Source organism: Corallococcus macrosporus DSM 14697 (assembly GCF_002305895.1).
GTDB classification, from domain to species: Bacteria; Myxococcota; Myxococcia; order Myxococcales; family Myxococcaceae; genus Myxococcus; species Myxococcus macrosporus.
On record NZ_CP022203.1, the window covers coordinates 833894 to 845859 of the forward strand.

General features: G+C 70.0%; 11 protein-coding genes. 8 read left to right on the top strand and 3 right to left on the bottom strand.

Going from position 1 to position 11966, the window contains the following annotated elements; genetic code table 11:
* The first annotated feature begins 284 nt into the window (after window positions 1-284).
* The 6 genes from MYMAC_RS03595 to MYMAC_RS03620 all read left to right on the top strand — a co-directional run bounded on the left by MYMAC_RS03595 (window position 285) and on the right by MYMAC_RS03620 (window position 5427).
* Window positions 285-824, top strand: coding sequence for a hypothetical protein (locus MYMAC_RS03595; RefSeq protein WP_043709389.1), 540 nt, complete (start codon window positions 285-287; stop codon window positions 822-824).
* A 98-nt stretch (window positions 825-922) separates the two neighbouring features.
* A complete protein-coding gene (locus MYMAC_RS03600; RefSeq protein WP_239989326.1) occupies window positions 923-1732 on the top strand; it encodes a metallophosphoesterase family protein in 810 nt (269 codons plus the stop codon).
* Window positions 1733-1972: 240 nt separating this feature from the next.
* Complete coding sequence (locus tag MYMAC_RS03605; RefSeq protein WP_239989327.1) at window positions 1973-2893, top strand: AAA family ATPase; 921 nt, start codon at window positions 1973-1975, stop codon at window positions 2891-2893.
* A gap of 81 nt (window positions 2894-2974) precedes the next feature.
* The gene (locus MYMAC_RS03610; protein WP_157757440.1) at window positions 2975-4267 is read left to right on the top strand and encodes an IS4 family transposase; all 1293 of its coding nucleotides are present in this window, start codon (window positions 2975-2977) and stop codon (window positions 4265-4267) included.
* Between the two features lie 24 nt (window positions 4268-4291).
* On the top strand, window positions 4292-4696 hold the full coding sequence (locus MYMAC_RS03615; RefSeq protein ID WP_239989328.1) for a hypothetical protein: 405 nt from the start codon (window positions 4292-4294) through the stop codon (window positions 4694-4696).
* Complete coding sequence (locus MYMAC_RS03620; protein ID WP_157757441.1) at window positions 4693-5427, top strand: HNH endonuclease family protein; 735 nt, start codon at window positions 4693-4695, stop codon at window positions 5425-5427. Before MYMAC_RS03615 ends, MYMAC_RS03620 begins: the two co-directional genes overlap by 4 nt.
* Window positions 5428-5451: 24 nt before the next feature.
* On the opposite strand, the gene MYMAC_RS03625 is transcribed toward MYMAC_RS03620, so the two are convergent.
* From MYMAC_RS03625 to MYMAC_RS03635, 3 genes are all read right to left on the bottom strand, one after another.
* Window positions 5452-6645: an SMP-30/gluconolactonase/LRE family protein gene (locus MYMAC_RS03625; RefSeq protein WP_239989329.1), complete on the bottom strand. Its 1194-nt coding sequence runs from the start codon at window positions 6643-6645 to the stop codon at window positions 5452-5454.
* Between the two features lie 512 nt (window positions 6646-7157).
* Window positions 7158-7658 carry a hypothetical protein gene (locus tag MYMAC_RS03630; protein WP_013936141.1) on the bottom strand — a complete coding sequence of 167 codons (501 nt, stop codon included), beginning with the start codon at window positions 7656-7658 and terminating at the stop codon, window positions 7158-7160.
* Window positions 7659-7740: 82 nt separating this feature from the next.
* Entirely contained in the window at window positions 7741-9084 is a 1344-nt protein-coding gene (locus tag MYMAC_RS03635) for a short-chain fatty acid transporter (protein WP_013936140.1), read from the bottom strand.
* 182 nt (window positions 9085-9266) lie between these two features.
* On the opposite strand from MYMAC_RS03635, the gene MYMAC_RS03640 reads away from it, so the two are divergent.
* Both MYMAC_RS03640 and MYMAC_RS03650 read left to right on the top strand, forming a co-directional pair.
* Window positions 9267-11390 (top strand): FUSC family protein, encoded by a 2124-nt coding sequence (locus tag MYMAC_RS03640; RefSeq protein ID WP_095957049.1) that lies wholly within the window; start codon window positions 9267-9269, stop codon window positions 11388-11390.
* 204 nt (window positions 11391-11594) lie between these two features.
* A complete protein-coding gene (locus MYMAC_RS03650; protein WP_013936138.1) occupies window positions 11595-11948 on the top strand; it encodes a DUF3703 domain-containing protein in 354 nt (117 codons plus the stop codon).
* Window positions 11949-11966 lie beyond the last annotated feature (18 nt).

Genomic DNA, 11966 nt, shown 5'->3' on the forward strand with positions numbered 1-11966 from the left:
CCCGGCGGCCGGTGCTCGGCGGTGTTCGAGCACCGCCGCCCCCGCGGACCTCCGTTGGTGCACAGGGTGATGCGCGCCAGCGATTGCTCCCACCCTTCGAGCTCGTTCAAGACAGACGCGGCCCTTGGGGCACACGGGCTGGATGCGGTGTCTTTCATTTTCTGAGAGTCAGTCATTCGTGAGGAATGGCAAGCGGCTGACGAGGGCTTGCGCTCCGAGGCAATGGCTGCATCGAGGGTCGCTCTCAATCTTGGCGCCTCCCCCCTGCTGGTCTGGAGGTCGTCATGAAGCGATTGCTTGGATGCGTGAGTGGTGTTGCCGCGGCGCTGGCGTTCGTCGCCGTTCCTGGGAAGGCGTTCGCGCAGCCGTCGCCGGATTTGACCCTGGTGGAGTGCTCCCAGGGGAACCAGCGCCAGGACTATGCGCCGGCCATCTCGCTCTTCGCCCGGTTTACGACCGTGACAGGGACGGGGCAGCTCTCCTCCTGCCGGGCCCCGTCGGACCCGGGGCTGGCCTTCGGCTCGTTCACCATCATCGGCGCCAGCTCGGCGAGCTGTCTGGTCTCGAGCCTGTCGACCCAGAACACGGTGACCTGGAATGACGGCTCGGAGAGCACCATCGACTTCATCGGTGGCGTGGACGTGCGCCCGCCGGGCACGACGATGGTGACGGTCCTGGGCCGGGTCTCCGGCGGTCGCTACGAAGGCGCGCTCGCCATCAAGACGATGGACGTGTCGGCCATTCCCGGAGTGACGCGGTGCCTGCTGAGCGGCGTGCGCTCCGCCAACGCGAACATCTCGCTGACGCTGCGGCGGCTGTTCTGAGCCGCGGTCCACGGGTTGGGGCCTGAGGCCGGGCTCCCAGCCGAAGCGGGGTGCCTCGTGACTGTCGGGATGGCGCGGCCCGGGGCGACCTGGGCGCCATGCGAATCCTGAAGCTCGAAACGGCGCCGTTGTTCTCGTGGCCCCACCTCTCCGCGGCCCCCCGAGGTGGCGTTGAAACCCAGGACCTGCCCCTCCTGCGGGGAACCGTCGACGCGTTGCCAGCGGGCCTGGATGCCCTGGTGGTGACGTCGGACCTGCAGGGGGTGGCGCCTTGCGCCGCGCTGGGAGGCGCGGTGGCCCTCCTGGGCGAAGTCCTGGCGGATGGTCTCGCGGCCTTGAGCGCGGAGGGGGGGCTGCCTCCGCTCGCGCACACGGGCGTGGTGCTGGCGGGGGACCTGTTCTCCGACGATGCCGCGCTGGTGCGAGGTGCTTCCGGCGATGTGCGGCCCGTGTGGGAAGCCTTCGGACAGCAGTTCCGCTGGGTGGTGGGCGTGGCGGGAAATCACGACACGTTCGGCACCGCGCGGGAGCAGGCGCGGTTCTTTCGCCAGCGCCCAGCGCTGCGGTTGCTGGATGGGGACGTGGTGGATGTGGATGGCCTGCGAGTGGGGGGCGTGGGGGGCATCATCGGCCGCCCGGACAGACCGGGCCGGCGCGATGAAGCGGCGTTTCTTCAGGGCCTGCGGAGCGTCATGCGGCAGGGCCCGGAGTTGCTGGTGCTTCACCAGGGGCCGGATGCGCCCGGGCCGCACCTCCGTGGGAGCGCGGCCATCCGGGAGTGCCTGCCGGCTCGCGAAGACCTGCTGGTGATTTGTGGCCACTCACACTGGGACACGCCGCTGGCGTCGCTGCCAGCGGGGCCTCAGGTGCTCAATGCGGACAGGAGGGCGGTGCTCCTCACGCGGTGATGCTCATGGCTCAGCGCCAGTGCGTGACGTGGGCCGTGGCGAAGGGCTCGAAGGCGCGGGGCGCTTTCGCCTGGAGGGGGACTCTCCGAGTGAATGGCGCGGTGGACCCAGGTGGCGCGGCAAGTGTCAGGTCGGCCGAGGCGGTGGCTCCGTGCTCGAGGACGTCTGTGCGCTTGGTTCATCTTCCGACCTGACCTATAGAGCACGCGAAGAGCACGTTGGATTCAACAGGAGGAAGCGATGTTTGATCGGCTGGAACTTCATCATGTCGGGCCAGCCCCAGAACTCGTTTTCGACTTCGCCCACCGGCTGAATCTCATCACCGGCGACAACGGGGTGGGGAAGACCTTCATCCTGGATGTTGCCTGGTGGGCGCTGACCCGGACGTGGGCGGGACACCCCGCCGCGCCGCATCGAGGGGCTGGCCTCAAACCCCGCATCGCCTTCGAGTTCGAGGGGAAGAGAAAGCCCGTCCGTTACTCGAGCGAATACGACTTCAAGTCGCAGAGTTGGACCTTGAAGGGAGGGCGGCCCCCCAATCCGGGCATGGTGCTCTACGCTCGGGTGGACGGCTCGTTTTCGGTGTGGGACCCGGCGCGTAACTACTGGAGAAACGCGCCGTCGCTGGGGGTTGATGCGCCAGATCGGCCTCCCGCCTACCTCTTCAGTTCCCAGGAGGTGTGGGATGGTCTCAAGCCTGATGGAAAGTATTTGTGCAACGGGCTGATTGCGGACTGGGCGTCTTGGCAAGGGAGCAACAAGGAGCCGTATCGGCAGCTCCGCCAGGCGCTTCATGCGCTGTCTCCTTCTGATGCGGAGCTTCTCGTTCCGGGAGAGCTCACGCGTATCAGCCTGGAAGACGTCCGGGACATGCCGACGCTGCGCACGGGCTATGGCCAGGAGGTGCCGGTGGTGTATGCGTCCGCGGGCGTCAGGCGCGTCATCACGTTGGCCTACTTGCTGGTGTGGACGTGGCAGGAGCATCTGCAGGCGAGTCGGTTGATGAACCAGGATGCCACCCGGTCGATCATCTTCTTGATTGACGAGGTGGAGGCCCATCTGCACCCGCGTTGGCAGCGGACGGTCCTGCGCTCCCTGCTCAAGGTCCATCCGCGTCCGTTTAACGCGGTGAGGAAAAGCAGAGCAGAATCAGAGAGATAGGTGCAGCCGAGCAGGCAGGGCCCGTCGAAACGGAGGGACGAGGACCATTCTCCCGGCATGAAGAATACTCCGAGAGCGAAGGTGGCTGAGGGACTCCGGGCACTGGTGTCGGCCGAGGACATTCTGGAGGCGGCGCGGCGGTTGGGTGCGTTGCAGCGCCAGCGCAAGGTGGACCTGGTGGCGCTGGTGGAGTCCACCGTGGCCGCGGTGACGCCGCTGCCCGGCACGCAGACAACGGCCTTCGCCAACTACATCGCGCTCACCGGACAGAAGCTGTCACCCAGCGCCTTCTTCGAGCGCTTCAACCACGCCTTTGGGCTGTTGATGTGTGAGGTGGCCGGCCGGGCCGTGCAGGCCGTGCGCGAGGCCATCGGCGAGGACAAGCCCTTCAATGAACTGGGAGCCTTGCTGGAAGAATTCTCAGACGTGCAGGTGGCCGACTCCACCTGCCAACTGCTGCGGCGACTGGCGGCTGACTGGGCCCCCTCCACCAGCCAGGCACGGCCAGCGTCCTTCAAATGGCACGCGCTGGTATCGCTGCGAGACGAGTTGCCGGTGGCGGACGGAGTGACGCCCCAGCGCACCCAGGACACGCGCGCATTGCCCGAAGAGGCGCTGGCGCCCGGCACGCTCACCTTCATGGACTTGGGGTACACAGACACCGGCCGCTTCCTTGATGCGATTGAGGCCGGAGCCCATTTCCTGGTGCGGCTGAAGGCCCAGCATGACCCGAAGGTGCTGCGGGTGCACGTGGGCAAGGGCGAGCGCGTGCGGGCCCGGGGCATGCGCCTGACGGATGCGCTACTGCAGGGCGTGCTGCGTGAGGAGGGCGGCGTCATCGACGTGGACGTGCAACTGGAGAAGCAGGGGCGCACGGCCTCGGCGCGGGTGGTGGCCGTGCAAGGGCCAGAGGGTGAGCGGCGCTGGTATCTGACGACGGTAGGCCGCGACGTGTTGACAGCCCTGGAGGTGGCCGAGGCCTACCGTCTGCGCTGGAGGGTGGAACTTCTCTTCAAAGCCCTCAAATCCGGTGTGGGACTGACGGCGCTGCGCGCCACGCGGCCTGGCGCGGTGCTCTCGTTGGTGTACGCCAAGGTGATTGCCCTGGCCCTCTCGCGCCTGCTGGAACTGTCGATGCAGCAGAAGGCAGGCGAGTCGGGTCAGCAGCATGCGACGGGGCGGCTCGCGCTGGTGCTGGCGTTGACCCGCTGCGCCCCACTGCTGCTGTCGCATGCGATGATGAGCCGGGGCGTAACCCTGGAGCAATTGGAGGAGCGCATCCTCCTCATCGCGGAGGTGACCGCTCGTTCACGCCAGCAGCGCCGCGAGCGTGAACGACGCAAGCGGGAGGCTTCCCTCGGGAGCGGCCGCTAAACCGGAAGCGGATGGCTCAAGGTCATGGAGGCGCTCACGGGCGCTGGTGACGTTCAGGTCCAGATTCTCGCCGTGACACACTCGCCGCTGCTGCTGGCTTCACTTGAGCCACTCTTTGACGCCAACGAAGATGCCTTGTGGCACCTCAATCTCCAGAACAGGGAGGTCGTCCTTCACAAGGAGGAGTGGCATCGCCGGGGAGACGCGAACTCCTGGCTCGTTTCTGAAATCTTCGACCTCAAGGAGCCCCGTTCGCTGGAGGCAGAGCAAGCCATCAAGCGCGCCGAGGGGTTGATGGAGCGGCGGCACGGCGTTTCGTCCGACGAGTTCACTGAGACGCGCGACGCGCTGCGCGCCAGCCTTCCCGAGATTGATCCATTCTGGTTGCGGTGGCGCTTCTGGGCTCGTGAGGCGGGGTTCATGCAGTGATTCGTGTCTTGAAACAGCCAGAGCCACGTCCTCCTGCCTTTGATTTCGATAAAGAGGTTCGGCAGCCTGGCTTGAGTGCCTTGGCTGAATTGACTGGCCAGCCGCCGTTGTTCAGGCGCCGTGGCCCGCGAATCGCGAAGCGGGCGGACCGAATCGAGGATTTGGATGCCTCGGTTCTGCGCTCATATGCCTACTGGACCCGTGCGCTGCCCGTCCTGCATGATTCATATGGGGGCATTTGCGCATATGCCTGTTTCTACATTGAGCCGCTCTGCGGGCCGACCGTCGACCACTTTGTCGCCATGGTGAGCGCGGAGCATCGGCAGGCCTACGAGTGGGGCAATTATCGGCTGGCCTGCTCTCAGATGAATGCACGCAAGCGACAGTTTGCCGACGTGCTCGACCCATTCGTGGTCGAGGATGGGTGGTTTGTCCTCAACCTGGGGACGTTCAAGGTGGAGCCCGCCGTGGGGTTGGCCCCGGAGGTGGACGCCAAGGTCCGTGAAACCATCGAGCGATTGGGGCTCGACTCTCGTGAGTACCAGCACATGTGTCGACGGTACTTCGACAGCTACTGGAGCCCGAAGGTTGCTGATCAACCTGTCCCTCTCTGGTCCTTGGAGCGAGATGCCCCCTTTCTGGTGCGCGAAATGAGGCGTCAGGGGCGCATTCGGGAGGCGGATGTGGCGCCGAGGGGGCCCGTGGCCGCTGCTCGCCAGACTCCCCCATGAGGTCCCCTCATCGATGAACAGGACTCAGGGCTTCAGGCGGAGGAGGAAGCCATCCTGCGCGCGAGGGTAGGGCGTGCCTTCGGGATGCGCCCGCGCCAGCGTACCCGCGGCCACAGCATGGCCGCTCACGTCCACCGCCACCGTGCGCGCCAGCGGGGCGCTGGGGCTGGTGAAGCTGCGCACCCACAGTGACGCGCCGTCCTCGGGGTGGAGCCGCGCCAGATAGAGGCCCGCGGGCGTGGCGCCGCCGCCCAAATCCAATCCGCCGTCATGGGTCCCGGCCACGGTGAGCTGGCCGGCGTCATCGGTGGCCAGCGCGGTGGCGGTGGCCTCGAACGAGCGCGCCCAGCGCTCCTTGCCATTCCCATCAAAGACAGTCACGAAGCCGTGGTAGCCGTTGGAGGTGTGAGGCTTTCCCTGGAAGTAGAAGCGCCCGGAGAAGTTGCCGCCAACGAAGACGCGGTCGGGGCCCACCGCCAGGGCATTCGCGGTGCCCGTGGTGCCGCGCAAATCCCGGCTCCAGGCGTGCGCGCCGTCTGACGACAGCTTGAGCACGAAGGGCGTGCGCTGGCGCACCGTGACGAGCGCCGGCCCGCCGAAGCAGACCGAGCCCGCATAGGCCCCGGCCACGTGCACGCCGCCAAAGACATCCACCGCCACGGCCCGGGCCGTCACCAGCCCTTCGGCCCCCGCGGCCCAGGTGCGGCTCCAGCGCGTCTGGCCGCTGGCGTCCAGGCTCACCGCGAAGGCGGAGCGCTGGCCTCGAGGGGACTCCCTCACGCCGTCGCCGAAGTCCCGCCGTCCATGGAAGTCCCCCACCAGCACCACGCCGCCCGTGCCATCCGGCGCCAGCGCGTTGACGGTGAGCGCGCCGGTGCCGGTGAAGCCTCGCACGCGCTCCAGCGCGCCCTGGGGCGACAGCCTCGTGAGGAAGGGCCCCGCGGGGATGGCCTGCTCCCCCAGGACGAAGCCCGCGGACACGCCTCCCAGCCAGACGTTGCCCGCGCCGTCCACCGCGAGCCCGCCCACGCGCGCGCGCGTGGTGCCTTCCTCCGGCGTCAGCCCATGCGCCCAGCGCAGGGTGCCTTCCGGAGAGAAGCGCGCCACCAACAGGTGAGGCGCCTTGGATACGTGGTTGAAGGGCAGGGGGCCTCCCCCAAGGTCCAGAGGCTCACGGTAGGTCGCAGCGACGAGGACGTCCCCGTCGGGAGCCACCACGGCATGCGGCGCTTCGCTGTCCCCCAGTGCCAGCGGACGCGTCCACGCCAGGACCCCCTCGCCCTCACCTGCAGCCGACCCCGCGACCTCCAAGCCCGGAGCGCGGGCTGCCGCGTGCGCCCTCTCCCCGCACCCCGCGAGGAGAAACCCGAACGCCAGCACCCCGACCATCCATCGCCGCCGCCCCTCCATCCCCGCCCCGGCCTCTCCCCCAACCCCAGCCCCGACAACCCCCTGCCCCTCAACCGGAACACCCCTTGTGCAAGGGCATTGCCAGCCGCCGCCTCCAGGCGTCTTCCCTCTGGGACGCGACGGAACATGGCCCCTGGGGCGGAGGCGGGTGTCGGGCGCGCTGAAAAAACGCCTGTCCGGCAGGGAACGTCCGGGGAAAAACGACGGACCGCTCCGCCCTGGGGGCGGGGGGCGGGCCTGGCGCGCCAACGCGAACGCCCGCCAGGTGGCCGGGGGGCCGCTGGCGGGCGTCGGGTGCTCCCCACTGCTTCAGGGCTGTATCAGAGCACCTTGACCTGAATCTCCTTGAGGACCTGGTCGCCGCGCAGCACCGACACCGTCCAGGTGCCGGGCTTGCTCAGCCGCAGGCCCGTCCACTGCCGCGCGCGCCAGCCCTCGCCCTTGATCTTCACGTCCTTCGTATCGCGGACCAGGGCGCCCTGCTTCGTCTGCACCATGAGGTCGTCGATGGTGTCGCCCTGCGGCACCAGGTAGGCCTGCCACAGCATGACGCTGGTGCCGGCCTTGACGCCCTCGGGGCCGACCTCGGCGGTGCACTCGTACTTGTTGGGACCTTCCTTGGCGACCTCGGTGCAGACCTTGGCCTCCACCAGCACGGGGCCCTGGCCCTGGCCCTTGTAGAAGAAGTTCCAGGTGTCACGCACCGCGTCCGCGTCCGGCGCCTTCACCGGCGCGGCGGCGGGCTCCGCGTCCTGCGCCATGGCCACGGACGACATCCCCAGCACCGCGCAAAGCAGGCCCCGCGTCAGCATCTTCGCCATCTCAAGTCCCCTCGTTCTCGTGATGTGGCGGGCCCCCAGGCCCGTCCTGGTCCGTTGGATGTAGCACACCGCGCGGCGCCGCTCAGCCGAAGAGGAGGAAGGCCAGCGTCACCAGCGGCAGGTACACGAGGAAGGCCACCAGCAAGAAGCCCAGGAGCTCCTTGAACTCCAGGCGCGCCACGGCCAGCAGCGGCAGCGCCCAGAACGGCTGGATGAGGTCGGTGGCCATGTCGCCCCAGGCGTAGGCCAGCACCACCTTCTCCGGCGCCACGCCCAGCCGCGTCGCGGCCTCCAGCAGGTAGGGCGCCTCGATGGCCCACTTCGAGCCGCCGGAGGGGACGAAGTAGTTCACCACGCCGCTGTACAGGTAGACGATGGCGGGGAAGGTCTCGCGCGTGGACAGCGACACGAACAGCTCGCCGATGCGCTCCGTCAGGCCGGTGGCCTTGAAGATGCCGTAGATGCCCGCGTACAGCGGGAACTGGAGGACGATGCCGTGCAGCACGGTGCCGGCCTCCTCGCTGGCCTTGAGCAGCCGCGCGGGCGTGCCGTGCAGCAGTACCGCCAGCACCAGGAAGGTGAAGTTCACCACGTTGAGGTTGAGCGCGCGCCAGCCGCCGTTCATCCACAGGTGCTGTCCCAGCCACAGGAGCCCCAGCACCCCGATGACGGTGTTGAGCAGGCGCGAGTGGTCCAGCCACAGGGCGAAGCCGCGCCCTTCGGGGCGCTGGGGCGGGACGAAGTCACCCAGGGACTCCAGCACCGCCGGGTCCACGCGCACGGTGTTCTCCGGCTTCGGGTGCAGCACCCACGCGAGCAACGTCAGCCCCGCCACCACGGCCAGCGTGAGGCCGACGTTGAAGGGCGAGAAGAGCGTCCTGTCGATGGACAGCACGCCCAGGCGCTGCTCCAGGAAGTGCCCCGGTGTGGCCACCAGCAGGGGGGCGGAGGCGGACAGGCCCGAGTGCCAGGTGGCGCCCAGGCCGAAGTACGCGCACGCCACCAGCAGCCGGTAGTCCACGTCCGGCCGGCGCTTCACCATGAAGCGCACCAGCATCGCGCTGGCCACCAGCGACAGGCCCCAGTTGACGTAGGCCAGGGCCATGGAGACGAAGGCCATCCACGCCGCCGCGCCCCGGGGCGTGCGTGGCACCCGCGCCGCGCGCTCCAGCAGCGCGCGCACCGGGCCGGTGAGGGCCAGCAGGTAGCCGGTGAACATCACCAGCGCCATCTGCATGGAGAAGCCGAGCAGCTCCCAGAAGCCGCCGCCCCAGGCGTCCAGCACGGCGGGCGGCGCGGCGCCGGCCCAGCCGGTGGCCAGCGCCAGGGTGAGCAGCGTGAGCAGGACGGCGATGGCGAACGCGCTGGGGACGAAGCGCGACGAGAAGCGGCCCAGGCCTTCGGCGATGCGGACGAGGGTCTCCACGAGGTGTCGCTCCTTGGCGGGGCGCCCACGTTACGGCATGTGCGGCTCCGCCGGTCCGTGAAAGCCCGCGCGCGGAGCGCCTGGGCGCCCGGGCCCGGGCGCGCTGGCTCTCCTGGCCGCGGGGGTGCCCGGAGAGGGAGGGCGGAGGTTCCTTCCGCGCCGCGCGGTGTCAACGCTCCAGGATGCGCCGACTGCTGCGACACCTGCGCTCCGTCCTCCGCGTCCGGCCAGGGAAGCCCGCGATTGGCGCGGGCCTCCGCACCGCGCTGGCCACCGCCGTGCCGCTCATCCTCGCGTTCCTGCTGGGCGTGAAGGACGCGAGCTGGGGGGGCTTGTCCGGCCTCCTGGTCTCACTGGCCGACAAGGGCGGCTCCTACCGGACGCGCGCCAAGGAGCTGGGCGCGGTGACGCTGCTGGGCGCGCTGGTGGGCGCGCTGGGCGCGCCGGGCGGGTCCCTGCCCTGGCTGGACGTGACGCTGATGTGGCTGGGCGTGACGGCGGCGGCCTTCGCGCGGAGCTACGGAGAGACGCCGGGCTCCATCGGCGGGCAGCTCGCGGTCATCTTCGTCGTGTCGCTGGGCGCGCCCGCGGTGGGGGTGGAGACCGCGCTGGCCCGCGCCTTCTGGCTGCTCTTCGGCGGCCTGTGGGCCATGACGCTGTCCCTGGTGCTCTGGCCGCTGCGGCCCTACCGCCCCGCGCGGCGGGCCATCGCGCGGGTGTACCGGGAGCTGGCGGAGGCGTGCTGGGACCTGGGCCGCCTGTCGCGCGAGGGCGCCGGCTCCCAGGCGTGGGTGGAGGCCGCGGAGCGACACATGAGCGTGCGGCCCCTGATGGAGCAGGCGCGCGCCACGCTGGGCGCCACCCGCGGCAGCCACCTGGGCAGGTCCCAGCGGGGCGAGCACCTGCTGGTGTTGCTCGAGACGTGCGAGCCGATGTCCGCGCAGCTCATCGCCCTGGCCGAGGCCATGGAGGCGGCCGTGCGCGAGCCCCGCTTCGTGCCGCTGCGCGCGCGGGTGGGCTCGCTGTGTGACGCCTATGCGGCCATGGCGAACTGGGTGGAGCAGGTCCTCGACCGCGAGCGCAATGAAGGCGCGCCGCGCGCCCCCCGGTTGGCGCCCCGCTCACGCCGGCGGCACTACAGCCCCGCGCCGGGCATCCGGACGCAGGAGGACCTGCTGTCCCTCCATGTGGAGACGGTCCTCTCGAAGCTGCGGGAGATGGCGGGCGTGGTCCACGAGACGACCGCGGGGCTGCTGCATGGCGACCCGGTGTCAGACCGCGGGCGGAGCCTGGTGGGCAACGAGGAGCGGCGCGCGCGCTCGTGGCTGGCGCCGCTGCGCGACCACCTCCACTCCGACTCGCTCGTCTTCCGTCACGCGTTCCGGGTGGGGCTGGTGGCGACGGCGGCGCTGGTGGTGACGCAGGCGCTGGGCATCCGCGACGCGCACTGGGTGAGCCTCACCGTCATCGCCATCCTCCAACCCTATTCGGGCATCACCGAGGAGCGCGCGCTCCAGCGCGTGGGAGGGACGCTGCTGGGCGCGTGCCTGGCCGCGGTGATTGCCACGCGGGTGCATTCACCGTCCGCGCTGCTCACCGTCATCGTCCTGCTCACGGCGGTGTCGGTGTCGCTGCTGCCCATCAACTTCGGCGCCTTCCAGATTCTGCTCACGCCGGACTACCTGCTGCTGGCCACGCTGAGCTCGGGGGATTGGAGCCTCGCGGGGCAGCGCGCGCTGGGGGTGCTGGTGGCGTGCGCGATGGCGCTGGCAGGGGCGTGGCTGCTGTGGCCCATGCCGGAGCGCAGACGCTTCCCGGAGGCCGCGGCGGCCGCGTTGCGCGCGGACAGTGACTACCTGCGGGAGGTCATCTCCCGCGGCAGCGGCATCCGGCCCGAGGTGAGCGCGGCGCGGCGCTGCTTCGGCCTGGCGCTGCTGGACGCGGAGGCCTCCTTCGAGCGGCTCACCGCCGAGTACCACGGGCCGCCGCAGCAGCTCGAGTCCGGCATGGCCGTCATCACCTACGCGCGCCGCTTCGCCACCGTGGTGACGGCCCTGGGCACGGAGCGGCCGGAGGAGGAGGTGCCCGGTCAATTGAAGCAGTTCGCGCACCAGGCGGGGGGCGTGCTCGACGAGCTCGCGGACGCGCTCAAGGCCCGGCGGGCGCCGCCGCCCCTGCCGCCGTTGCAGGTGGCGTGCAAGACGGATGACCCCGTCTTCCGCGCGCTGCTCGAAAGGATGCCCCGCCAGCTCGGCATGTTGCACGGCGCCGTGTCGCGGCTCAGCAGCGGTCCCATCCTGCGCTGAGCCGCCCCGGGGCCGGGCACGCCGCGGGCTTCACCGGCAGCGCGCGCCTGAACCCCGCGTTCCGCTGGACCTTCGGCCTCGAGCCGTCGGAGATTGCGGGCGTGGTGGAGTGGGTGCGCCCGCCCACGCGATAGCGCGTTCCTACAAGCCGGCGTGGGCGCCGCCGCGCGAAGATGGCGCCATGTCCCATTCCTGGAGGAAGCCATGACCATGAAGGCGAAGCTGCGCGCCGCCTTCGAAGCGGAGCTGCGCGAGGCCCAGGCGTCCGAATCGCGCTCGGAGCTGGCGCGTGCCTGGCGGCACCTCGAGCGGGCGCACGTCCTCAGCCAGGCCCACGCCGGGCCTCATGTGCGGGTGCACTGGCGCATGCTGGGGTTCGGGTGGCGCCGGCGCGACGTGGCGGAGGGGGTGGGGCAGGTGGCGCGCTTGCTGGTCGCCGCGCCGGGCTCCTGGCTGGGGCGGGCGCCGCCAGGCAACACGGGGGGCGCCAACGTGGGCATCCTCACGCCCATGCCCATCCCCAGCGACCTGCGCGCGCTGCTGGACGCGGACCGCTGAGGGCCTTGCATTCCGCGG

Excerpts from the sequence above, each read along its gene's own strand:
- MYMAC_RS03595 (WP_043709389.1), top strand. The coding sequence starts at position 285 with ATGAAGCGATTGCTTGGATGCGTGAGTGGTGTTGCCGCGGCGCTGGCG.
- MYMAC_RS03600 (WP_239989326.1), top strand. The coding sequence starts at position 923 with ATGCGAATCCTGAAGCTCGAAACGGCGCCGTTGTTCTCGTGGCCCCAC.
- MYMAC_RS03605 (WP_239989327.1), top strand. The coding sequence starts at position 1,973 with ATGTTTGATCGGCTGGAACTTCATCATGTCGGGCCAGCCCCAGAACTC.
- MYMAC_RS03615 (WP_239989328.1), top strand. The coding sequence starts at position 4,292 with ATGGAGGCGCTCACGGGCGCTGGTGACGTTCAGGTCCAGATTCTCGCC.
- MYMAC_RS03630 (WP_013936141.1), bottom strand. The coding sequence starts at position 7,658 with ATGGCGAAGATGCTGACGCGGGGCCTGCTTTGCGCGGTGCTGGGGATG.
- MYMAC_RS03640 (WP_095957049.1), top strand. The coding sequence starts at position 9,267 with ATGCGCCGACTGCTGCGACACCTGCGCTCCGTCCTCCGCGTCCGGCCA.
- MYMAC_RS03650 (WP_013936138.1), top strand. The coding sequence starts at position 11,595 with ATGACCATGAAGGCGAAGCTGCGCGCCGCCTTCGAAGCGGAGCTGCGC.